Source organism: Dyadobacter sp. HNCC25DJ185 (assembly GCF_056895195.1).
Window position 1 is genome coordinate 47,135 of record NZ_JBXHAR010000011.1, and the last position, 21,862, is coordinate 68,996.

20 protein-coding genes are annotated in these 21,862 nt (G+C 45.8%); 7 read left to right on the forward strand and 13 right to left on the reverse strand.

The features are described 5' to 3' along the window. Position 1: 1 nt before the first annotated feature. Complete coding sequence (locus AC1XUF_RS26825) at positions 2-481, reverse strand: group II truncated hemoglobin (protein WP_483344942.1); 480 nt, start codon at positions 479-481, stop codon at positions 2-4. Positions 482-503: 22 nt separating this feature from the next. Further along, positions 504-2,615: an alpha-amylase family protein gene (locus tag AC1XUF_RS26830; RefSeq protein WP_483344943.1), complete on the reverse strand. Its 2,112-nt coding sequence runs from the start codon at positions 2,613-2,615 to the stop codon at positions 504-506. A gap of 66 nt (positions 2,616-2,681) precedes the next feature. Between AC1XUF_RS26830 and AC1XUF_RS26835 the strand changes: the two genes are divergently transcribed. Continuing rightward, positions 2,682-3,812 carry a BamA/TamA family outer membrane protein gene (locus AC1XUF_RS26835; protein WP_483344944.1) on the forward strand — a complete coding sequence of 377 codons (1,131 nt, stop codon included), beginning with the start codon at positions 2,682-2,684 and terminating at the stop codon, positions 3,810-3,812. A gap of 3 nt (positions 3,813-3,815) precedes the next feature. Here AC1XUF_RS26835 and AC1XUF_RS26840 read toward each other — a convergent pair whose 3' ends face one another. Next, positions 3,816-4,952 carry an MFS transporter gene (locus AC1XUF_RS26840; protein WP_483344945.1) on the reverse strand — a complete coding sequence of 379 codons (1,137 nt, stop codon included), beginning with the start codon at positions 4,950-4,952 and terminating at the stop codon, positions 3,816-3,818. Positions 4,953-5,021: 69 nt separating this feature from the next. On the opposite strand from AC1XUF_RS26840, the gene AC1XUF_RS26845 reads away from it, so the two are divergent. Next, entirely contained in the window at positions 5,022-5,771 is a 750-nt protein-coding gene (locus AC1XUF_RS26845; RefSeq protein WP_483344946.1) for a DeoR/GlpR family DNA-binding transcription regulator, read from the forward strand. Positions 5,772-5,817: 46 nt separating this feature from the next. On the opposite strand, the gene AC1XUF_RS26850 is transcribed toward AC1XUF_RS26845, so the two are convergent. The 3 genes from AC1XUF_RS26850 to AC1XUF_RS26860 all read right to left on the reverse strand — a co-directional run bounded on the left by AC1XUF_RS26850 (position 5,818) and on the right by AC1XUF_RS26860 (position 8,827). Next, positions 5,818-7,539: a GMC oxidoreductase gene (locus AC1XUF_RS26850; RefSeq protein ID WP_483344947.1), complete on the reverse strand. Its 1,722-nt coding sequence runs from the start codon at positions 7,537-7,539 to the stop codon at positions 5,818-5,820. A gap of 31 nt (positions 7,540-7,570) precedes the next feature. Next, positions 7,571-8,101 carry a gluconate 2-dehydrogenase subunit 3 family protein gene (locus AC1XUF_RS26855; protein WP_483344948.1) on the reverse strand — a complete coding sequence of 177 codons (531 nt, stop codon included), beginning with the start codon at positions 8,099-8,101 and terminating at the stop codon, positions 7,571-7,573. Between the two features lie 351 nt (positions 8,102-8,452). Beyond that, the gene (locus tag AC1XUF_RS26860) at positions 8,453-8,827 is read right to left on the reverse strand and encodes a DUF3592 domain-containing protein (RefSeq protein WP_483344949.1); all 375 of its coding nucleotides are present in this window, start codon (positions 8,825-8,827) and stop codon (positions 8,453-8,455) included. 172 nt (positions 8,828-8,999) lie between these two features. Here AC1XUF_RS26860 and AC1XUF_RS26865 point away from each other — a divergent pair, with 172 nt between their 5' ends. Beyond that, a complete protein-coding gene (locus AC1XUF_RS26865) occupies positions 9,000-10,043 on the forward strand; it encodes an aldo/keto reductase (protein ID WP_483344950.1) in 1,044 nt (347 codons plus the stop codon). Between the two features lie 5 nt (positions 10,044-10,048). Here the strand turns inward: AC1XUF_RS26865 and AC1XUF_RS26870 are convergent, their stop codons facing one another. Both AC1XUF_RS26870 and AC1XUF_RS26875 read right to left on the reverse strand, forming a co-directional pair. Further along, positions 10,049-10,366 carry a response regulator transcription factor gene (locus tag AC1XUF_RS26870; RefSeq protein WP_483344951.1) on the reverse strand — a complete coding sequence of 106 codons (318 nt, stop codon included), beginning with the start codon at positions 10,364-10,366 and terminating at the stop codon, positions 10,049-10,051. Further along, a complete protein-coding gene (locus tag AC1XUF_RS26875; RefSeq protein ID WP_483344952.1) occupies positions 10,284-10,682 on the reverse strand; it encodes a response regulator in 399 nt (132 codons plus the stop codon). Before AC1XUF_RS26875 ends, AC1XUF_RS26870 begins: the two co-directional genes overlap by 83 nt. A 594-nt stretch (positions 10,683-11,276) precedes the next feature. Here AC1XUF_RS26875 and AC1XUF_RS26880 point away from each other — a divergent pair. From AC1XUF_RS26880 to AC1XUF_RS26890, 3 genes are all read left to right on the forward strand, one after another. Next, on the forward strand, positions 11,277-14,900 hold the full coding sequence (locus AC1XUF_RS26880) for a T9SS type A sorting domain-containing protein (RefSeq protein ID WP_483344953.1): 3,624 nt from the start codon (positions 11,277-11,279) through the stop codon (positions 14,898-14,900). Positions 14,901-15,073: 173 nt separating this feature from the next. Continuing rightward, on the forward strand, positions 15,074-15,577 hold the full coding sequence (locus AC1XUF_RS26885) for a hypothetical protein (protein WP_483344954.1): 504 nt from the start codon (positions 15,074-15,076) through the stop codon (positions 15,575-15,577). A gap of 113 nt (positions 15,578-15,690) precedes the next feature. Beyond that, positions 15,691-15,885 (forward strand): hypothetical protein, encoded by a 195-nt coding sequence (locus AC1XUF_RS26890; protein WP_483344955.1) that lies wholly within the window; start codon positions 15,691-15,693, stop codon positions 15,883-15,885. A gap of 216 nt (positions 15,886-16,101) precedes the next feature. Here AC1XUF_RS26890 and AC1XUF_RS26895 read toward each other — a convergent pair whose 3' ends face one another. After that, positions 16,102-16,644 (reverse strand): YfbU family protein, encoded by a 543-nt coding sequence (locus AC1XUF_RS26895; RefSeq protein ID WP_483344956.1) that lies wholly within the window; start codon positions 16,642-16,644, stop codon positions 16,102-16,104. Positions 16,645-16,828: 184 nt separating this feature from the next. Between AC1XUF_RS26895 and AC1XUF_RS26900 the strand changes: the two genes are divergently transcribed. Continuing rightward, positions 16,829-17,077 (forward strand): hypothetical protein, encoded by a 249-nt coding sequence (locus tag AC1XUF_RS26900; RefSeq protein WP_483344957.1) that lies wholly within the window; start codon positions 16,829-16,831, stop codon positions 17,075-17,077. Here AC1XUF_RS26900 and AC1XUF_RS26905 read toward each other — a convergent pair. From AC1XUF_RS26905 to AC1XUF_RS26920, 4 genes are all read right to left on the reverse strand, one after another. Further along, the gene (locus tag AC1XUF_RS26905) at positions 17,071-18,342 is read right to left on the reverse strand and encodes a replication-associated recombination protein A (protein WP_483344958.1); all 1,272 of its coding nucleotides are present in this window, start codon (positions 18,340-18,342) and stop codon (positions 17,071-17,073) included. The genes AC1XUF_RS26900 and AC1XUF_RS26905 overlap by 7 nt on opposite strands. Before the next feature lie 92 nt (positions 18,343-18,434). Next, complete coding sequence (locus tag AC1XUF_RS26910; RefSeq protein ID WP_015815162.1) at positions 18,435-19,016, reverse strand: RNA polymerase sigma factor; 582 nt, start codon at positions 19,014-19,016, stop codon at positions 18,435-18,437. A 160-nt stretch (positions 19,017-19,176) separates the two neighbouring features. Beyond that, a complete protein-coding gene (gene ade, locus AC1XUF_RS26915) occupies positions 19,177-20,805 on the reverse strand; it encodes an adenine deaminase (RefSeq protein ID WP_483344959.1) in 1,629 nt (542 codons plus the stop codon). Then, a complete protein-coding gene (locus tag AC1XUF_RS26920) occupies positions 20,802-21,710 on the reverse strand; it encodes an AraC family transcriptional regulator (RefSeq protein WP_483344960.1) in 909 nt (302 codons plus the stop codon). The genes ade and AC1XUF_RS26920 overlap by 4 nt, the downstream gene beginning before the upstream one ends. Positions 21,711-21,862 lie beyond the last annotated feature (152 nt).

A 21,862-nucleotide genomic window follows, 5' to 3' on the forward strand; every position in this document is an offset into this window, starting at 1 on the left:
GTTATCCCAGATAAGGCCCACCAGGGACGCCCCAACCCCATTTGGGCATGGGCTCCTCGTGGTCCATTTCAAGACTTTCCAAATTGGAGTTCAGCACCGCAATGCGGGTGCCCCATTCGATATAAGCTACAAATGCAGAGCGGAATGCGGGATCGTCGGGCAGGCTGATTTCATCCGCAGTCTCCAATAGCAAGGCAACCCAGCACTGCCGATGTTTTTCTGTCAGATGTTTGGAAAAATGTTTCTGGATCATCTTGAAGTGGCTGCCGTCTTCCTGGCTGTACATTTTCGGCCCGCCGAAGACTTCGGCGATAAAGTGGGCAACATGTTTTTGATGTTCCAGGGACATATGCTTAAAAACCGGCTCGAGCAATGGGTCGTTGAGTACCTTTTTATAAAACAGGTCGGTCAGTTTTTCAAAAGCAGGCATTCCGCCGGCCCATTCGTATAATGTGGGAATTGTCTTTTGTATGTCGCTCATGAATCGATTTTTAAATGATGTTTTAATTCCATTCCATTACAACCCCTTCGAAACCTTCCAGTTTGCTGATTTCCAGATCAATAAAACCATTTTTCCAGGAAAATCTGACCGGCCCGTTATTGCTGAGGGTAAACACTTTCTTTGGCTTTCTGTCTGATTGAATCTTAAATTTTAAATCAGGCAACGGTATGGGTTCGAAATAAGTATTGCCGCTGAACCCTGTAAGATTTACCAGGTGCAGGATCAGGCCGTTACTGCTTTGGGTTTCCTGATTACTGACGGTATTCTTCGAAAATTCCTTTAAAATGGTTTCGACTCGGGCGGGGGCGTTCGTTTGAATAGTTTCCAAGGCTTCTGGCAAAAGATAGCTGACCGCATCCAGTAAGATCTGTTTATGCTCCTGATAACCATGCATATAGTAGATTTTTCCAAGGTTCATGGGGAAAATGACCGCCTTGCTCTTTTCGTGATTTTTGATCCCCATCGCGTAGTACCCGGTAGGATCGTGACCGCCAATGATTTCGGGCGGTCCGGGCCGACCTTTAGCTAAAACGGGGAGCAGCCGTCGGTCGGCACCCGAAAGGTCATACAACCCCAGATTGAATTTCCAGAACAACATGGTCTGGCCTTTGAAGCTCTTCAAGATCGAACGGTCGTCGGGTACCAGGTAATTGCCGGTGCCATCATTGTCTTTTTTTGCTATTTTGGCTCCGAACAGGCCCAATAAGGTTTCTGGACTGTCGAACAGGCTACGGTTAGTAGCGATCAGACTGGTGCCTTGCTTGCTGGCGTCATTCAAAATCCGCAGCGCTTCCGGTTTGAGATAGGTTATTTCCGGAAGGATCAGAAGTTTGTAACTTTTCACTTGATCGGCGAGATTCCCGATCTGTCCGTCTTCAATAATGTCAAATGGAATGTGGGCTTCCCTCAGCATCAGCTGAATGCCCCGGTATTCCTGCATCGGATCGCCGTTGGGCCAGGCACCGGGAGCAATAACCGCAATTTTGGCTAAGGATTTATAGCGGCCGAAGTAGGGTTCATGTTTTTTATGGAAGGAATAGACCTTTTTCAGAACATCATAATTTCGCTCGTCTTCATAACCCCTCATGTCGCCCATCATACTCATATCCAGGCCCGAACCATTGGCAATGTTCTCATAAAGCCGGATCTGCACTTCCTGTGGCTCAACCGCATTGTAGCGCGACTGAAAGGAAATCTGCTGAATGCTCGCATTGCTGATGATGTGATGGGGGAATGAGTTAACGGCATTGCCGACATTGTCAGAAGCGGTATACGGCCAATAAGGTAAGGTGGTCATGCTTTGCGACTCGTGCCGGATGATGTCAACAAATTTGTCGGAATAAGTGCATATCGCGATCTGCTCGTTTTTTGATTTAACGAGCTTGTGCAGCCGTTCCGACCAATCTTCTACCGTTTGTTTTTTGAATTCCAGGTATTGCTGAAATAGCGGGTCAGCTTTATTTTCTTCGGTAGGTAAAGTTTTCCCTCCAGAGAATTCCGCAAACTTCTTTTTGTCAAAATCATTCTGGTCGATCCCATGGTATTTGCTTTCATAGGGGTTGCTGACTTGATAACCAGGCATATTCAGGAAGATGCCGTCGATGGGAAACATGTCAATCACTTCTTCGATAATCTTGAATGCTTTTTCCTGGACATAAGGCGCATTGATGGAAACCACATACATGTCCGTATTAATGATCCGCTCACCTTTTGGAGAAATATAGCACCATTCGGGGTGCGCTTGGAAAATGCTTTCGTGCACCCGGCTGAAATCAAACCGGACGATGACTTTGATATCATTTGCATGGCATTTCCGGATAATGTCGGCCAGGACATCGCTTTTCATGTAGGGATTGGTATAATGAAAATCCAGCTTCGTGGGATAAAAAGCCATGATCCCTCCCGCATTGATCAGCAATGTATTAGCGGAAAACGCTACCAGGTCGGCTACAATTGAATCGGCGTTGATGGTCGCCGCCTCATAGGAAGGTAAATTCATTTGGATAACCCTGAGGTTATTTCTTTTCCACCATAAGCCTTTTTCCGGGATGCTTTGAGCAAGGGCAGAAAAGGCATATAAAGCGATATAAACCAGGAACAGGCGTATTATCATGAGCTTGGCTTAATTTTTTTACTGGATGAATATTCTAAATAAGATCTCACCCAAAATACACAGGATTTGCGTACTATAAGAGTTTTTGTACTGCTTCTTAATGGTATAGTCGCGAGTCATTTTGCAAATGCCCAGGACGGATGGTTTAAGCGGTTTGTCCAAAAAACAGTTTCAGATACGACGGCCCCTGGGGAATCCAGTTTCAGAATTTATCCAACATTGGGTTATTCTCCCGAAACCAGCTTCGAATTCGGCTTATCCTCCTTGTTTCTGTTTCAGGCCAAAAAGGATACATTAAACAGGCTTAGTGAAATTCAGGCATTCACTTTTGTAACCTTGGAAGCGCAATATGGAATCTGGCTCGATAACGCGATTTACGGGGATAAAGACAAATGGTTTTTTCTGGGCCGCACGAGATTCCAGCGGTTTCCATTACTTTATTATGGGATTGGTCCTGAAACACCGGAAAAAGATCCGGCCCTGATCGATGCCAATTATATCTTATTAAAGCAAAGGGTTTTACGAAAAATAAGGCCTAACCTTTTTATAGGCCCTGAGATTGATTACCAGCAATTATATAACACGCATTTCAATCAGCCCGACAATCATGTTTATGACAAACCATTAGGTAATGATGGCACACGTAACATCGGGTTTGGAGCTGCGTTGGTTTATGATAACCGCCACAATGTATTGAATGTGCGGAAAGGATTCTTTGGCGAAGTCTCTTTTTTGAAATACAATAGAGCACTGGGAAGTGATTTTGATTTCCAGGCGGTCAATGTTGATGTGAGGTCATCTCACCCGACCAGTGTGAGAAACGTGCTGGCCTGGCAGGTCAACGGGACTTTCACTTCCGGGAACGTTCCATTTAACCAGCTTGCGTTAATGGGCGGCGAAATGATCATGAGAGGATATTACTATGGCCGCTATCGTGATAAAAACATGGTCGCAGCCCAGGTGGAGCACCGCTGGCTACCCTTTGGCTTTAGTAAACGGATTGGCGCCGTTGCGTTTGCCGGTGCTGCTATAGTAAGCCCGAAAATAGCTTCGTTCTCAACTGCTTACACGCGACCCTCCGGCGGGGTGGGGCTAAGATATCTGCTGTTTCCCAAAAAAGATATTTTCCTGAGGCTCGATGTGGGCTTCACAAAAGACGGGCCGGGTTTTTATTTGTTTACGGGCGAGGCATTTTAACTGCTATTCCCGGTGCCGGTAAGTGAAAGCTACCAGGAACAGTAGTCCGCCCACAATGCCAAGGGCTACAGATAGTGAAGTCATTTCAGCAATAACCCCAATCAATGCTGGTCCAGCCAGCTGGCCTGAGTAGCCAAGAAGCGTTACGCCGGACAAAGCGAGGGATGGAGGGATATTTGGGATTCGCCCGGCGGCTGTAAAAAAAACAGGTACCACATTGGCGGCACCGAGACCGACCAGTACAAACCCGATCAATGCGGCGGCGGCCGATGGGAGCAATACGGCGATCAGAAATCCGGAGCCAGCTAGCAGCGTCCCATATAAGACCACCTTCGCAGGTCCGATCCTGTGGATGATGCCATCACCGGTGAGCCGCATAACTGCCATTGCCACGGAAAAGGACGCATAACCAACCCCCGAAAGGGAGGGGTCAAAGCCTCTTGAAAATTGAAGAAACACGGCACTCCAATCCAGCAGAGAGCCCTCGGCTAAAAAAACAATAAAGCACATGATACCCAAAAACAAAACCGGGCCTCTGGGCAAGACGAGGCTTGTGGTGTCCATTTGGGCCTCTTCCGAATGTGGCAGCAAGTATCTGAACTGGCTCAGCGTGATCAGGATCAGAAGAAGGGAAATGCTGACAGCAGCGACAGTAGGGGACAGACCTGCTTTAATCAAAAAGCCTAGTCCAATAGATCCCATTAAGCCACCGAGGCTGAACATACCATGAAAAGACGACATGATGTGACTACCATGCTTCTCCTGCACCAGCACGGCCTGGGCATTCATAGCGACATCAATGGAGCCAATGCCGGCACCAAAAACAAAAAGGGCGACGGCGAGAAGCAGCGGGGACGTTGCCTGCAGTAACAGCGGAAGCAACACGGCAATGATGAGGGCTGAGATCAGCGCCATGTTTCGGCTGCCATATTTGTTGATCAGCAAGCCGGTAAATGGCATGGTGAGTATTGCCCCGGCGCCAAGCGAGAGCAGAACGATACCAAGATCTGCTTCGTTAAGGCCTAGCTTTAGTTTTGCAAACGGTACCATGGGCGCCCAGCTGGACAGGCCAATTCCGCAAACCAGAAAAATGAGCAGCACTGCCCTTCTTGCCCTTTTGATCTTCGCTTTGTGATGCATAACGCCGTGACATATTTGTGTTTGCGAAATACTGCAAATTTGCATTAATTTGCAAGAAAAAATGAGGCAATGATCAGGGAGAAACGCTTTGCACACATTCTTGCCAAATTGCAAGACCACCAGGAGGTTAGTTTTACGAAATTAAGCAACGACCTGAATGTCTCGGAAGATACGATCAGGCGGGATATAGACGCTTTATCCAACAATGGCTTACTGATGAAAGTCCGGGGAGGGGCGATACCACGTGCGCACAATCCCTTGACGTTCAAAGAAAGGATCGGGTACCTGAAAGATGACAAGGAAATCATCGCGCTCAAAGCACAGCCTTTAATTAAAAGCGGCCAGACCATTTTTCTTGATGGGGGAACTTCCGTTTATACCCTGGTTTCGCTTCTGCCGACGGATATCAAACTTACGGTTATTACAAACAATACAGCCATTATTCCCGCGCTTTCTGCATATCAGGGGGTTAAGCTGATCTTGCTTGGCGGATTGTATTTTAAGGAATCGGAAACGATCGTCGGATTAACGGCTGTTAAAATGGTCGCAAGTTTCCAGGCCGACGTTTATTTGATGGGTGTCTGCGCGCTGGACACGCAAAAAGGTGTGACTGCAAATTATATGGAGGAGGCAGAACTGAAGCGGGCCATGTTGGAGAATTCCGGAATTGCAGTGGCATTGAGCACCTTCGATAAACTTGAAACGTATGAAAGCTACCGCGTTTGCCCGATAGGGAGTCTTGATTATATCATTACGGAAGTGGATGCCTCGGATCAGAAACTGAGGGCGTTTCGGGAAGCGGGGGTAAAAATTTTGTAGTTAAGACTTACCAGATTTCTGAAACCTGGCAAGTCTTAACTACAAATTAAATATTCTTCTTCTTCGATTCTTTAACTGCGAAGTCTACCGCGCGGGCCGTAAGCGCCATGTAGGTCAGTGACGGGTTCACACAAGAAGCGGAAGTCATTGCGGCCCCATCTGTAACGAACACATTTTTAACCGCATGAATCTGGTTGTTCCCGTTCAGAACGGATGTTTTTGGGTCTCGACCCATTCTGGCGGTACCCATCTCATGGATAGCCATGCCAAGGTAAGAACCGTTGTCGTACGTTTTTACATTCTTCACCCCTGATTTTTCAAGCATTTCAGCCGCATCATTCATCATATCCACACGCATTTTCTTCTCGTTTTCGCGAAGGTCTGCGTCAAAAACAACGGTCGGAATGCCAAACTTATCTTTTTTCTCTTTGCTGAGATACATGTAGTTTTCGTGATAAGGCAGTGTTTCGCCAAAGCCTCCAAAACCCATGGTCCAGTTCCCAGGAGTAGTCAGCTCGTCTTTGAAATCGGCGCCAAAAGCAAGCTCTGCTACATTGCGCTGCCATCCCTGGCGACCGCCGCCACCCTGGTAGCCAAAGCCGCGCAGGTAATCACGTTTGTCGGAACCAATATTTCTGTACCTCGGGACATAAATCCCGTTCGCGCGGCGGCCAAAGTAGTATTTGTCCAGATCACCTTCCCAAACACCGCTGGCACCGGTACGGAAATGGTGGTCCATCAGGTTGTGCCCAAGCTCGCCCGAATCATTACCCATGCCATTTGGAAAACGGTCCGAGGTAGAATTCAGCAGCAACGCCGTAGACGCGAGCGCGCTTGCACAAACAAAAATGATATTGGCAAAATATTCCTTTTCCTGCAGTGTAGTGGTATCCACAACCCGTACGCCGGTTGCACGTCCGCCTGATTTTTTTCCGTCATAAATGATCTCGCGCACTGCGGAATCAGGGCGTAATGTGAGCAAGCCCGTTTTGACAGCCGGTGGCAAAGTACTCGACTGCGTGCTGAAATAAGCGCCATACGGACAACCATAGGAGCAACGGTTGCGATACTGGCATGGGGAGCGGCCTCCTTCCAGTTGTATTTTAGTAGGCTGGGACAAGTTAGCAACCCTTCCAATGGTCATGTTACGTCCTGGAAATTCCTTTTCTAGTCTTTTCCGGACTTCTTTTTCAACGAAATACATTTCCATCGGGGGGATAAAATCGCTGTCGGGCAATTGTGGCAGGCCAAGTTTCTCCCCCGAAATACCTACGTGTTTTTCCACATAGGAATACCAGGGTGCAATGTCTTTATAGCGTATTGGCCAGTCGACCGCGATGCCGTCTTTGAGATTCGCCTCAAAATCTATATCGCTTAACCGGTATGACTGGCGTCCCCACATGATGGATTTGCCACCGACTATGTTAGGCCTGAACCAGTCAAATCGCTTCTTTTCTTCGTAAGGGGCATCCATATCGTTCATCCAATACTTCTCCGTCATTTCATTGTACGGGTAGTCACGGGATAAAAAGGGGTGGGTTTCTTTTTGTTTTACTGTCAGCCGGCCGTTATACTGCGTTTCCCACGGCGCTTTGAGGGCGTTTTCGTAGCCGGTAACGTGTTCGAGGTTTTTGCCTTTTTCGAGCATCAAAACCTTAAGTCCTTTTTCGGTCAGTTCCTTTGCGGCCCATCCGCCCGACACGCCGGAGCCGATCACGATGGCATCATAAGTCACTTCTTTTAATGCATCAATATTTAAATTCGCCATTATTGATAGTTTTAATTGGTCAGGGTTAAAATTACAGGGCCCAGCTCTTTTGTCCTTTCGGCATGGGCCAGCTTCCTTCGAATCTGCCGGGGATCGGCAGATAATCGAGGGCCTGCGTTGCCCCAATCTCCGAGGTGAAATAGCCTGTTACCGCAAAACCTTTCATTTGCAAAAAGAATGGTTTATCCGAAACGGTAGTTTTCCTGATGATATCTGTCTTTTGGGGCGAATCCAGAGCGGAAAAAGGTTTCGAATAGGTTTCTTTACTGAGGGCGTCAATTTTGTCAAGACCTTCATAAAATTTCTTCTGCTCGTCGATCGGATAGCAGTCTCTCAGAACGCGGGTAATGAATTTCTCTGCACCCGCTGCTTTTGCTCCGGGCGTGCTGGTTGTGGGTATGATTACATCCGCAACATCCGCCAGCAGGGCTTCCTGCCCGGCGGAAATTTCAAGTGACGGGCCGAAGTTCAGTTTTTCGCCCATAATGCCTGCCATCAGGGGAGCTGAAAGGCTGCCTCCCAAAAGCAGGGTTATTTTTTGAACAGCTTCTCTACGGTTCATTGGTTAAGGTTTTAATGTCGGTTAAAATTATTCTCTAAATATAATACGGATCTTGGATTCGCAATGCAATCAATTAATAAGATGCAAAAGTTTGAAAATTACTTTTTAATAGCCCATTTCTCCGAATGTTAAGCGAATGTCACCGGTTGATAATCGAATTTCCCATTAACGGATTGGAAGGAGCATATTTGATTAATATTCTGAACCAAGGCTAGGCGGAACGCCAGGTGCTTATCTGGCGAGCGAGTTTAAAGGTTAAGTAATAGAGGAACGTTGAGTAAATAATGCAAATAACTTCTCTGAATTTCAGAGAAGTTATTTTTTTTGCCCTGATTTCCACGATCCTCAGTTTTACTTAACGGCGGAATCTGCCCCGGTGAGCAGCATTACTTGTTTAGGTCTACTGGGGTGGTATTTTACTTTGACCTCTGTTCCAATCTTAATCGCCTGAAGCTGGACTATGCTGAGCTTCTGGTCCAGCTCTGTCACATAATTTTCGCCTTTCCCTCGGTTAACCAGCAGTCTGATTCGTACAAGCCTATACGTCGGGCCTTCGGAGTCTCCCAGTTTTTTTATGCTGAGCAGGGTTGCCGGTGATTCAACACCGTGCCGGTGTATCAGACGTCTGAAGTGTTGCCTGCTAAACCATTTCAGGATCGATATCGTACTAAAAATTGCTAACGCAAGCATCAAAACAAAAAAGCTCCAAAGTGTGAAAGTCTGCATTATTTTTGATTTATTTGAAACAGTTCAAGGAAGCTTAACCATGGATATTCGCCAAAAAGAATGAAGGAATGGTTAGAAGTAAATGATTAACGGTTGAGAAATTTATTATTAGGTTGTAGTATTTGTTTGAAAATGATTATGAGCACTCTTTCACTTTATCGATGATCTGATCATGGAATACAGGCAATTGGGAGGTTCCGGTTTGAAAGTTCCGGTCTTCAGTTTCGGGACGGGTACTTTTGGTGGCGGCGGTGATTTTTTCAGAGCATGGGGTAATACCCAGGCAGACGAGGCCGCCACTTTAATAAACCTTTGTATGGATGCCGGGCTCAATTTCTTTGATACGGCTAATGTGTATTCCCAGGGGATGTCTGAGGAGATTCTGGGTAAAGCGATTATCGGACTGCGGGATAAAATCATTTTGTCCACCAAGGCAACATTCAGAATGGGGAATAATCCGAATGACTTTGGCTCGTCCAGGTTTCATCTGATCAAGTCTTGCGAGGACAGTTTGAAGCGGCTTAAAACAAGCTACATCGATATTTATCATATGCATGGTTTTGATGGGACTACCCCGGTAGAGGAGACCTTAAGTGCCCTGGATGACCTGATCAGAGCTGGGAAAGTGCGCTATATAGCCTGTTCCAATTTTTCGGGTTGGCATTTGATGAAATCGCTTTCTGTGTCGGAAAGGTATGGTTGGGCTAAATATATCGCACACCAGGCCCACTATTCCTTATTGAGCAGGGAATTCGAATGGGAACTCATGCCCCTTGGACTTGACCAGAAAGTGGGTACTATAGTATGGAGCCCTTTGTCTGCCGGTAGGCTTAGTGGAAAGTACAGAAGAAACCATCCTTTGCCGGCTGACAGCCGCATTGCACAGGGCGGGGGCGAAGGACCGGCAATCCCCGAGGACTTTTTCTTTCACTTAATTGATACCCTGGATGAAGTGGCAGCCGAAGTTGAAAAAACGGTGGCCCAGGTTGCCTTGAACTGGCTATTGCAGAGACCAACAGTTAGCAATATAGTCATAGGTGCGCGAAATGAAGAGCAGTTGAGGCAGAATTTGGGAGCGATTGGCTGGAACCTTTCCTTAGATCACATCAAAAAACTGGATGAAGCCAGTGAAAAGGCTCCTATTTACCCTTATTGGCACCAGTGGAAAAATCCTGCATTAAATCCCCGCCCCGATTTTTACCGAGCCGGATTGTAAACGAATTACTTCCCCTCGGGTATGTAAAGTTTGTGCTGTATTGCATAGACAATTAGGTCGGTGGTACGCTTCACTTTCAGTTTTTCCATAACGCTGCGATGGTAATATTGTACTGTATGTGCGCTTAGTTTCAGGTCATAGGCAATTTCTTTGATCGTTCTTCCACTACATACCTTTTGTAAAACCTCTTTTTCCCTTGGAGACAGGTGGAGCGCGATTTGATCGTCCGTAAAGACGCTGTTAATCAGATTTTCCCGTAACTCCTTCCCAGATATACTGCTTGCCCGCGCCAACCTGAAGGACGGCCTCCTGAAATTCTTCATAAGTAGCCGATTTTGATATAATTCCGTTAGCCCCTCTTTTGATGGTGTGTTTGATGGTCAGTACATCAGTCACCAGAGAAAAAACCAAGATTTTAAGTTCAGCAGGAAGCAAAGCACGACAGGTTTCCAACGCCTCCATGCCGTTTAAGCCGGGAAGGGCCATATCTATCACGAGCAAGTCTACGGGGATGCTGGCCTGAACAAGTTCCTTTATTTCTGTATATATGTCAACTTGTGATATTTCAGGTGTAACAAGCAGCAGATTTTTCAGTGCATCTGCCAGAAGCAGGCTTTCATCTATTAAAACTACATTCATAGAATTTATTGGGTTATTTTCAATTTAGCTGTGTATGGTGTATGACAGAACAACTTCTGGTACCGTATGAGCAGAAAATACTAGCTCTTATTACGCAGGTAAGTTGCCATAGTGCAACATTATACTTCAATTATTCAAATTAATACGCACCTTCTTCGGCTTTTGAAGTCTGAAACTTATTTAACGGCAAATTTTGGGATTCTACGGATCATTCTTGTAGAGAAGCATTAGAGGCGTGTAGCTAAAATTAATTCTATATACCCCACAAATATCGGGTAGCCCAATAGTAATAATATGTGGGTTTTTTTTGACTTATTTATAGATAAATTTGCAATTAACTGATGCTATCGTGGCTCTAACCTAGTTAGCTGGATAGAAGTTATTTGATTATCGGGGATAGTAAATTTTCTCATCACAAAATTTTAAACCGTATGAAACAATATTTCCTCCGCTTTTTAACAGCGCCCTAATCCGTCTCCCACCACAATTTTCTGATTGCCCCCATACTAACGTATAGCAACGTCAGTAATGGAGAAACTTTGCCCTCACGATACCGACGTCCCTTTATTTAATAGTCCAACTTATCCTTTTTTTATGGCAACATTTCTTCAAACTACCTATCAAATCGGCCGGAAACATCAGAGGCCGGTGAACGATTTTTGTGGCGCGGATTCCCATTATAAATCCGTTTTAGCCTGTTTTTCGGTCATTTTATTTTTGAGCCTGGCGGCGCTCAGCATAAAGGTCTCCGCTCAGCAGGCGAACCTTGCCTGCAACGATGAAACAAGTTTTTCTTTGCCAGCGATCAGCGGTCTTACAGTTACGCCAACGCTGACCCCGGGTACAACCTTGTCAGGTTCAGGTAGTCTGATCGACGATTCCCCTTCCGGGGCAGCTACTCTAACACTCAACGCCACCAGATCGGGTGGAATATGTACCGCTGTCCAGGACGCGACAGGGACAATCAGGATCAGTGGAGGGACCTATGACATTGGTAATTATATCGGATTTATAACCAGTAACAATCTGGCAGACTTTAACTCAAGGCGGATTTCCGCTATGTCGGGTTCTTCGGAAGTGTCGTTTACAACATCTCCTATTATTACGCCAATTGGAGGAGGCTTGTTTGAAGTTGGCTTTATCACATCGTCGGGAAGCGCAACAACATTCGACGGAATTCAGATCACTTTGACGAGGAACGCCCCCCTAGTTTGCGGTACCAATACGGAAAGTGTTGACATCTATCATGCGTTTCAGGTAAAGTACTGCACCACTCCGGGTTTCCCGCCGAACGTCAGAACGAATGCCAGCGTTCCTGACTTTAACGTAACCACTGAGAGCAGCGGAGGTAATATAGTCTCGATTCTGACTGTTGGCGGGGTTATTAATGACGAAAATGCCATTAGCCGGGATACTCAGGACTATGCGAGATTGGTGCAAGTACTGACAAACCTGGGGACGAAATTTTTCAGGGTGCACGACAATGTCACAACATATCCAAGCGGCACATTTGCCGGATTTGAGATCAGTTCTGCCAGTGCACTCCAGCTAAACGTTTTAAGTGAAATAACAATCCGGACAAAGTTGAACGGTACAAATGTTGATTTTGCAACTGGTGCTGGCCTTCTGGTATCGGGCGCAGCGCTGACCGTGGGTACAAGAAACACAATTGGTTTCACTTCGTCCGGACCTTTCAATGAAGTAGAGATCGTCTTTAATGCTGTTGGTCTCCTCGCGGGGGAAACGCGGATTTACAACGCGGTTTTCGAGCGTTTTACCGAGGGGCCAGCTTTGATATGTAATGTTCCCACACAACTTTCATCCCCAACTTATCCGTTAACTGTAAGCCTGAACAATACAGGCATCAGTGGCGCAGCCTGCGTTAGCTGCTCGGTGTCAAATCAGGATAATGTGATTGATGGCGACCTCGATACGCCCGGGACAATCAATGTTTTGGCTGCCGTAGGTGCACAGGGCTCCATTTCTGTCAAGAAAGAAGGAGTGCCTTATGCGGGCGGCACATTTGCCGGGTTTTCAGTGGGTAATGCACAATTGGTTGGCTTGGATTTGATTAGCAGTATCACCATCACTACTTATCTGGAAGGAGTTCAACAGGAGTCTAAGCAAGGGAGCGCAGGGCTTGCCAATGTAGGCCTGGTAACAGGGTCACGTCAAATTCTGGGCTTTTTAACCACGGCGGATTTTGACGAAATTAAAATAACGGTTACTCAAACGGTTGGCGTGACTCAGACAACCGCTGTTTATGGTCCTGTGGTCACCCGCTTTTGCAATGACGGAGCGCTTACCTGTAATACCCCGGTAAACCTGGTAAATCCCAATTACTCTGTATTTGTAAACTCGGCAAATACAGTGATTAACACCGCAGTTTGCGTAAACTGTAGCATTACAAATACCCAGAATGTTGTTGACGGATCGTCTACGGACGACTTTGCCACCATTAATGTGGGTGTCACTGTTGGAAATGTGGCTGGTTTCGCGGTAAAGAACGCTATTACTAATTATCCTGCAAATACTTATGCGGGATTTGATATATCCTCCGTGTCTCTACTGAACGTACAGGCACTGGCAGCGATCCGGATTCGTACCTATCTGGAAGGGGTTGAAACAGCTCATTCTGTCAGCCCGGGATATAGCGGCACTAGGTTGCTTGTCGGCGCTGCTTTGCTCAGTTCTTCCGGTCGGCAGATCGTCGGTGTGGTTGCAGAGGATATTTTTGACGAAGTTAGGATTGAGTTCACCAATACAGTTGATGTAGATCTGAGTACATTAAGGATATATAATGCAGTTATTCAGTCACTCTGCAACAACAATCCAATTATTTGTGGAACAACCAAATTCCTGACCACTCCTGAGCAGCCCGTTGTTATCGAGAATTCGCGCACAGGCCTGACTGGTATATGTGCCCTGTGCGAAGTAGCCAATCCGGCAAATGTGATCAGTTCAAGTACGTCGGATTTTGCCACAATCAGCATACCGGCGGGAGCGGCAGGCACGGCATCAATATCCGTGAAAAACGGTGTGGTAGATTATCCTGCTAATTCAGTCGTTGGCTTTACGATCAGGGACCTTCAAAGCATCGTGCAACTCCAGTTGCTGCAGTCGCTCACCCTGACCACCTACCTGAATGGCATACAAACAGGTGAGTCTGCCAGTGGAAACACCCTGCTTCAATTGCAATTGTTGCTACCACTCATCGGCAACGGTACGGAAACAGACATTTATAACGTCAACTTCAAGCCGACTATGCCTTTCGATGAAGTAAGGCTCACCGTGGCCGGCGTGGCTGGGGCATTGAATGCGATCGAAGTTTATGGTGCATTCGTTACTCCGTCCGCAGATGGCAGCGGAGGCGGGGGGTGTGCGACCCCTGTCCTGACCTTCAAGCCGATCCCCTACGATGCCTACGTGAACAGCCCTTACAATGATGGCACCCCTCCGTCGGATGTTGCGGATTATACCGGTGTAAATGAGAAATATTCGGTTGTCGCCGGAAGCAGCTTTGATAGGTTACCGCCAGGCTTGTCCATGGACGAAACTGCGGGTGTGATTTCAGGGACACCTACGGGGCCGGTGGGTATATATACATTCCTGGTGCAGGTGAGGGATGAAGGCGGAACATTGATTGGTCAGAAGGTTTATCAAATCAACGTTAACAATGCGCTGCCTGTGAAGTTGGTGAGTTTTTTGGCCAAAAAAGAAGGCAGTACCACCTTACTCAATTGGGTAACTACCGAGGAAGTTAACAGTGAGCGCTTTGACGTAGAAAGGAGTGATAACGGCAAATCATGGTCAGTGATTGCGAGCCAGGCAGCCATGGGTGAGAGTCGTGCGACCAAAAAATATTCGGTCATTGACGGCAGGCCATTGGACGGGCAGAACTATTACCGGTTGAAAATGATCGATCTCGATGGAACATTCGCTTACAGCCGGATTGAGTCGCTCAACTACGGGCACAACACTGAGGCTTCCGTTTTTCCCAACCCGGTTGGGCAGTCGGAGTTCCTGATCGTTAACATTTCCGATTGGACCAACGTGGTCAGTTTAAAAATAGTGGATGTGAACGGCAAAACGGTTTTTGAGAATTCGGGAGAAATGGGCGGGAAAATCAGTACGCGAAGTTTTCCATCCGGCCTCTATTTCGTAAAAATTTTCCGGAGGAATGGAATGACGAATACGTACAAGTTTGCCAAGCAATAGTCCTGTTCTACACGATACACAGCCAGGCCGTTGGGGGATATCCCGACGGTTTGTTTTTTATATCCTCTGTTAAATCATTTGGTTGACGTATAAGGAGTATATTTAGAATTCTGATCGGTATATTTGCCGTCAGAAGCTCAAAATTTCAATTTACCAACGTTCGTCAGGTACCTATGGCAGGAAGAAGAGGCAAAAAGGCCAAGTATAAAAAAGTTTTCATTCTGTTATTAAAATGGATTAGCGCTATTGTCCCCGTCTGCGCACTTATTTATATCCTTTATTACTACAAGCAATTCGATTTCCTTAAGCCCGAGCCGGTGATTGTTTCAAAAACGGAAGTCGTGAATCAAAAGGATTCCACCGATTTTGTTTCCATGGCAGATAAAGAAAAGTTACTGCAAAAAATAAAGATACTTGAAAATGAGTGGCACCCGGTCGGTGGGATTGCGATCCATAGCATGACAGTCGAAAATGATGCAGATAAACCGATATCCAGCATTGAGGTGGAATTCAAATATTTGTCGGATACGCAGGCGGTGCTTACATCTAAGATTATCACTGTGAAGACGTCGATTTCCCCCGGCAAATCCGCTAAGATCTCGGGCATCAGTGTAGGCTATGTGAGTGGGGCAGCCGTGGGATGTGATACCAAGGTTGTAAATGCCAGATTTCAGTGAGTCATATGAGGTGATAATTCCACACTCTCGCCTTGTAAAACAGCGAATTAGCTGGAACAATTTTTTTGTTTATCAGGAAAAACAATTGAAAACCTGACTGAACAAAATCTGATATGTCACAGCTCATTCAAAGCATTTATGCCGTCGCGCCTTATCTGTTTTTTGCGCTCCTGATTGTTGCTGCAAGCACGGGTGTCTGGCTTATCCTTCAATTGAGAAAATCAAACGACAACAGTCGTTTCTCCGTGAGCGATCGATTATATATAAAGCGTAGCGCCGCCAAAGTACGGAATCTGCAACTTCACTGAATCAGTCTGTATCTCTGTATAGTATAAAAAAAACATCCCGGTTGCAACGCACCCGGGATGTTCGATTTTACTCAACGTTATTGAAAACCGTTACTCGGCTTCCAAAGACAAATTTAATAATTTCTTCATTTAAAACATTGCTTTTTGTCGAGAAATTATATTTTTAGCGCTCATTGAAATTCAATAGTTTACAGTGGATTTCCGGTATATACCTGATCACAAGACAGTCTTATGGACTGGGCCAACGGCGTCGATAAATTTTTGAATATCCGCCGTGGTGTATTGTGTTTTTTTCTGGGTCTCATAGTCATTGAATACTGCTAACATGCGGTTGTATTTGACCAGACACAAGTTGTTATGCGCTTTTAACTGGCGTCCTTTATATTCGCCATGCTCATCCATCCGATCGACCAGATAAGACATCATATAGTAGTGCATGCCGCTGCCTTGGTCAAACCCTTCAAATTCCAGAGAGGCTAGGTCCAACAATTCTTTATCACCATCCGTCAACAGCCTGACCGAGTCGTTGATGCGGCTGTACATCTTCATAATATCCGAAATCTCATTATAAACGCTGATCGGTACTTCTTCATACAGCGTATTGAATACTTTGGGGTAAAGGCCCGTGTAGCCCTTTTCGAGAATTTCTATTCTTTTTTCGTTAAGTTCTTTTTCTTTTTCGTCACTTAGTAAAGCCAGGATTTTGCATTGGTTGATAAGCAATTGCCTTTCAAGCAGCGGGATACTTTCAGGGATCATCTTTTTACTTTCGAATGTTATAAACGGTTTACTTTCGAATGTTATAAACGGTCTATATTTGTAGTCGTGATTCCGGTCTTCGCCAATATTTCAATGGTCAATACCGGGAAAAATTAAGCTTTTGGATGCATCTTTGCAAAGATAACAGACTCAAAAAATCCTTTATTATTGCCTTAGATAAGTTATGAAAGGAGCCATCAAAAATGAAAAAGGGAAAGAGCAGGGGCAGGATGCATCCTTGCCTGAAGACCAGGATGCCCGTGAGAAAGCACTTTCCCAAATGATAGGGGAGAAGGAAACGGCGAAAAATATCGAAAAACTGGCTGGGAGGCTGTCTGCTGAGTGGCAGAAGCAACCAAGGAAGAAGTCGGGTAAGCCAGATCTTTCGTATGCGCAGTTCCAGAAGAAGCTAAAGGAGCAGGGCGATCAATAGCCATACCAGTCGCCCCACCAGGACTGTAGTTTTTTTCGGATTTCTTCCTCTCTGGCATTCAGCCCCGGTTCGAAAAACCTGCTTCCCCTGATTTCGTCCGGCATAAAATTCTGCTTAGCGAAATTTCCTTCAAAATCGTGTGAATATTTATAGTCTTTGCCGTATCCGATCTGCTTCATCAGCTTTGTGGGCGCGTTCCGCAGGTGCAGCGGCACCGGAAGGTGAGCAGTATTTTTGGCGGCTTCCATGGCATTACTGATTGCCATATAGCTTGCGTTGCTTTTAGGCGAAGTGGCCAGGTAAATGGCTACTTGTGACAGAATGATCCTGCATTCGGGATAGCCGATTACGTTGACAGCCTGCATACAGGCATTGGCCATGATCATGGCAGTTGGATTAGCATTGCCGATATCTTCTGAAGCCATAATCAGCATGCGACGGGCAATGAAAGCCGGATCTTCTCCGGCTACAATCATACGTGCCATCCAATACACTGCAGCATTGGGGTCGCTTCCTCTTAACGATTTGATGAAAGCCGAGATAATGTCGTAGTGCTGCTCTCCAGACTTATCATACCGTGCAATATTTTGCTGCGCAACTTCGGTAACCCATTCATCAGTAATCTCGATCTTTTTTGCTTCTCCTTTCCCCAAAACTGCCAATTCCAGAAGGTTAAGCAGCTTGCGGCCATCGCCACCCGAGAGCCGCATCAGCGCATCATAGGATTTGAATTTGATGTTCTTTTCTTTTAGCCACTGGTCTTTTTCAACGGCACGGGCAATCAGGTCTTTGAGCTCCTTTTCACCAAAAGCTTCCAGAATATAGACCTGGCAGCGCGACAAAAGGGCCGAATTGACTTCAAAGGAAGGGTTTTCCGTAGTCGCGCCAATGAGCGTTACCTGGCCTTTTTCCACAGCACCCAGAAGAGAATCCTGCTGACTTTTGTTATACCGGTGAATTTCATCAATGAACAATATTGCCGGAAATAATCCGGAAGGCCGGGACAGCACTTCGCGCAAGTCTTTCACGCCGGAGCTTATGGCGCTCAGGTTGTAGAATTGCCTCTTAGTAGTTTCGGCGATCAATAAAGCGAGGGTGGTTTTTCCAACGCCCGGCGGCCCCCATAAGATCATGGAGGGAATTGTATTTTGCAGGATGGCTCTGCGAAGCGGGCCTTTAGGCCCCAATAACTTTTCCTGACCTACAAAATCGTCTAGTGTTTTGGGACGAAGACGTTCAGCCAGGGGAGTTGTTATCAGTGTCATTCCATTTAGTTTGTTGTGATTATTTTTTTAACACAAAAAAAGCGCGGCATAGTTCGCCACGCTTGCACTCGTATTTTAAAACAGACAGATTTTCAGAAAGTAAGTCTGTCCAGGGTCATTTGCTTTTTCAGGTTACCTAATGCGCCAAAAACAAGGTTGTAAACCGACTGAATGTTGATTTTCATGAGATCAGCGATTTCATGATTGTTCAGGTTCATGTAAAATTTCAAGAAAATGGCTTCGCGCTGACGGCGCGGAAGTCCGTTGATCGCTACGTTCAGATGCTGGTTAGTTGATTCGAATTCTTCTTCCGAAATCAGGTGATTTTCGTGGGAAGGGGTGTTGATGTGCCAGTATTCGACCGGTATATCTTCATTACTAGTGTGCTTTTGCTGCGCATTCAAATGGCGAACCAGTTTTCTCTTGATTGAGGCCATAAGATAAAACCGAACGGAAGTGGTGTCACCCAGCGTCATTCGGTTTCTCCAGAGTTCCACAAATAAGTCGTGGATGCAGTCCTTAATCAATGGTTTGTCAATCGTGAATTGCGAACAGTACTGGTAAAGAATGTGAACGTAAGAGCGGTAAAGGCATGCATAGGCATTTTCATCGCCTTTTCTGAACTGATCCCAAAAACAGAGTTCTTCTTCTTGCTTGTAGCGTAGGTGAGCCATTGTTTGGAAAGGATTTTGATTGGGGTTAGGAAATTGATATTAATAAGGGTCATTATAACACTTGTAAATATATTTATAAAAAAACATATTAAAAAAATATTTTCATTAGAAAATTATATTTCAAAGTTTAATGATGCTATTCGTAAAATTATGTAACTAATTAAATACTTAATGGGATAAATTGAAACTTTTCTCCATCAAAAAGGCCCTTGTCGCTCAGTTTTAAGGATGGTATCACCAGTAATGCCATGAACGACAAAGTCATAAATGGTGACTGCAACGTGGATTTTAATTGATCTTTCACAAATCTGTCGATGGTTGTATACCGATCAGCTACCTGATATCCGTCCAAATCGCTCATTAATCCCGCAATGGGAAGTGGTAACAAATGGCTTTCAACCGGGCCCACGGCAGAAACTCCGCCTTTCGCACCGATAATCAAATTGACAGCCTTCGCTATACTTGCATCGTCACAGCCAACGCATATTATATTGTGAGAGTCATGTGCAACCGACGAAGCGATGGCACCCTCTTTTAAGCCAAAGTTTTTTATGAATGCAATGGATGGGGCGGTGTCCGCGTAGCGACTGAGGACGACAATCTTGAGGATATCATTGTCAACATCGGAAACCAGTACCTGTCCTTCTTTCTTTGCCTTCCAGCTCAGTTGCCGGGTGACTAATTGACCTTCCAAAGCTTCGATCACCCTTATTTCAGTCGAATCTTTTTTGCCGGCGCATTCAAAGTCAGCGGCTGTTTTTGCTTTACAATCAAACTGATTGGGATGGGGGCTATGCAAATCGGGGAGCCTTGAAATGCCATTTTCTGAAACCAATTCTCCATTAAGCCAGGTTTGCAGGATGTTAAGCTCCAATAGGTTATCGACACAAATAAAATCGGCGGCGTCATTTTCCCGAAGCAACCCCACCGGCAGTTTGTAATGGAGCACCGGATTGATACAGGCAGCCAGCAAAATGTTCCAGATATCGTATCCCAGCGTCAATGCACGTTTTGCCAAAACATTTATATGCCCTTTAATCAAGCTGTCGGGGTGTTTGTCGTCCGAGCAAAACATGATTTGTCCCGGAAATTCGGAGATCAAAGGAATTAAAGCATCGAAGTTGCGTGCTGCGCTTCCCTCGCGGATCAGAATTTTGACACCATATCCTATTTTTTCCCTGGCTTCGTCGTATGTGAAACACTCGTGGTCTGTCGAAATCCCGTTCCCTGCATATTGTTTGGCAGCCTCCCCACGAAGACCGGGTGCGTGGCCGTCAATAACCTTATTATAGTGCTTTGCCCAATCGATCTTGGCCATCATATCAGGATCGCCTTGCAATACGCCCGGAAAATTCATCACCTCGGCAAGGTAGCCAACATCCTCCATTGCGAGCAGGCGACCCACCTGTTCGGCATCAATAACGGCACCGGCTGTTTCGAAAACAGTGGCCGGCACACAGGAAGGAGCGCCGAAGCAAAATTTAAAGGGCACCCGCTTGCCGTCTTCGATCATGAATCTGACCCCGTCAACTCCTAACACGTTTGCAATCTCATGTGGATCGGAGACCGTCGCCACTGTTCCATGCGCCACCGCGATCCGGGCAAACTGGGATGGCGTCAGCATTGAACTTTCAATATGAACATGCGCGTCGACAAATCCCGGCAGGATATAAGACAGAGTGGGGTTTTCAGGTCCGAAGTCCTCCACCTGACTGATTATTTTTCCCGAAATATGAAGCGCTGCTTCCCGGATGGTCTTATTAAAAACATCGACGATGTTAGCTCTCATATTGCAGATTGAATTGTAGACAAGTGGTTGGTTATGGGTATTTTACGGAACTCTTTTTGGTACTGTAGCGGACTTTTTCCGGTATGTATTTTGAAATATTTATTGAAATTGGCAAAATTATTGAAACCACTTTCATAACAAACCTGGGCTACAGGTAAGTGGCTTTCCGACAACAATTTGCAGGCATGCCCAATGCGGAGTTCCAGCAGAAACTGGGAATAAGTCTTGCGGCTGCGGCTTTTGAAATACCGGCAAAAGGAATGCGGACTGATGTTTGCTACTTCCGAAATTTCCTCAATGGATATCTTCTTTTGAAAGTGGCTGACCGAATATTGGTAAATATGGTTTAGCCGGTCGGTGTCAAACTGGTCAAATTCGTGCAGGTAATGCGTATTAGATAGCAGTTTGATATCCGTACAATGCGCCAGTGATTCCAGTATCTGCAATAAAGAAATGATCTTGTTGCCACTGGTCTGATTCAATAAATCTTTCAGAAGTGTTTTAACGTCTTCAGTTCCTTTACCCGAGATTTTCATACCCAGTCTCGCTTTAAGAAGCAGTTCGCTGATCGCCTTGTTCTCGGGGAGGTCCAGAAATGTTTTCCCAAGCAAATCTTCCGAAAAATGAACAACAGTAGCCTGGGCATACAGATTACTTTCCCTGTGAAAGTATTTTTCGTCGCAACGCCAGTAGTGGGGAAGGTTTGGCCCTATCAGAAGGAGGTCGCCGCTTTGAAAGTTCTGGATATTGTCCCCGACAAACTGTGTCCCTGAGCCCTGCTCGATATGAATGAGCTCTAACTCAGGGTGATAATGCCAGCGATTGTAAAAATAAAGTACCACGTCCCGCCGGATGCTGAAAGATTTTTGTAAGCCTTTAGGGACTTTGAGGAGTTGGGGTTTCACAAATAATTACACTTTTGAACTATTAAACGGAAATATATGCCAATATAGTTGAAAAATTTGCTACAATAATGATCCGAGGTATTGAAATATTTATGTTGTTTTGTTAATAAGTTACAATCCGATTCACCACGATAGCACTGTATTAATTGCGT

Excerpts from the sequence above, each read along its gene's own strand:
- AC1XUF_RS26825 (WP_483344942.1), bottom strand. The coding sequence starts at position 481 with ATGAGCGACATACAAAAGACAATTCCCACATTATACGAATGGGCCGGC.
- AC1XUF_RS26830 (WP_483344943.1), bottom strand. The coding sequence starts at position 2,615 with ATGATAATACGCCTGTTCCTGGTTTATATCGCTTTATATGCCTTTTCT.
- AC1XUF_RS26840 (WP_483344945.1), bottom strand. The coding sequence starts at position 4,952 with ATGCATCACAAAGCGAAGATCAAAAGGGCAAGAAGGGCAGTGCTGCTC.
- AC1XUF_RS26845 (WP_483344946.1), top strand. The coding sequence starts at position 5,022 with ATGATCAGGGAGAAACGCTTTGCACACATTCTTGCCAAATTGCAAGAC.
- AC1XUF_RS26850 (WP_483344947.1), bottom strand. The coding sequence starts at position 7,539 with ATGGCGAATTTAAATATTGATGCATTAAAAGAAGTGACTTATGATGCC.
- AC1XUF_RS26855 (WP_483344948.1), bottom strand. The coding sequence starts at position 8,101 with ATGAACCGTAGAGAAGCTGTTCAAAAAATAACCCTGCTTTTGGGAGGC.
- AC1XUF_RS26860 (WP_483344949.1), bottom strand. The coding sequence starts at position 8,827 with ATGCAGACTTTCACACTTTGGAGCTTTTTTGTTTTGATGCTTGCGTTA.
- AC1XUF_RS26865 (WP_483344950.1), top strand. The coding sequence starts at position 9,000 with ATGGAATACAGGCAATTGGGAGGTTCCGGTTTGAAAGTTCCGGTCTTC.
- AC1XUF_RS26870 (WP_483344951.1), bottom strand. The coding sequence starts at position 10,366 with ATGAAGAATTTCAGGAGGCCGTCCTTCAGGTTGGCGCGGGCAAGCAGT.
- AC1XUF_RS26875 (WP_483344952.1), bottom strand. The coding sequence starts at position 10,682 with ATGAATGTAGTTTTAATAGATGAAAGCCTGCTTCTGGCAGATGCACTG.
- AC1XUF_RS26880 (WP_483344953.1), top strand. The coding sequence starts at position 11,277 with ATGGCAACATTTCTTCAAACTACCTATCAAATCGGCCGGAAACATCAG.
- AC1XUF_RS26885 (WP_483344954.1), top strand. The coding sequence starts at position 15,074 with ATGGCAGGAAGAAGAGGCAAAAAGGCCAAGTATAAAAAAGTTTTCATT.
- AC1XUF_RS26890 (WP_483344955.1), top strand. The coding sequence starts at position 15,691 with ATGTCACAGCTCATTCAAAGCATTTATGCCGTCGCGCCTTATCTGTTT.
- AC1XUF_RS26895 (WP_483344956.1), bottom strand. The coding sequence starts at position 16,644 with ATGATCCCTGAAAGTATCCCGCTGCTTGAAAGGCAATTGCTTATCAAC.
- AC1XUF_RS26900 (WP_483344957.1), top strand. The coding sequence starts at position 16,829 with ATGAAAGGAGCCATCAAAAATGAAAAAGGGAAAGAGCAGGGGCAGGAT.
- AC1XUF_RS26905 (WP_483344958.1), bottom strand. The coding sequence starts at position 18,342 with ATGACACTGATAACAACTCCCCTGGCTGAACGTCTTCGTCCCAAAACA.
- AC1XUF_RS26910 (WP_015815162.1), bottom strand. The coding sequence starts at position 19,016 with ATGGCTCACCTACGCTACAAGCAAGAAGAAGAACTCTGTTTTTGGGAT.
- ade (WP_483344959.1), bottom strand. The coding sequence starts at position 20,805 with ATGAGAGCTAACATCGTCGATGTTTTTAATAAGACCATCCGGGAAGCA.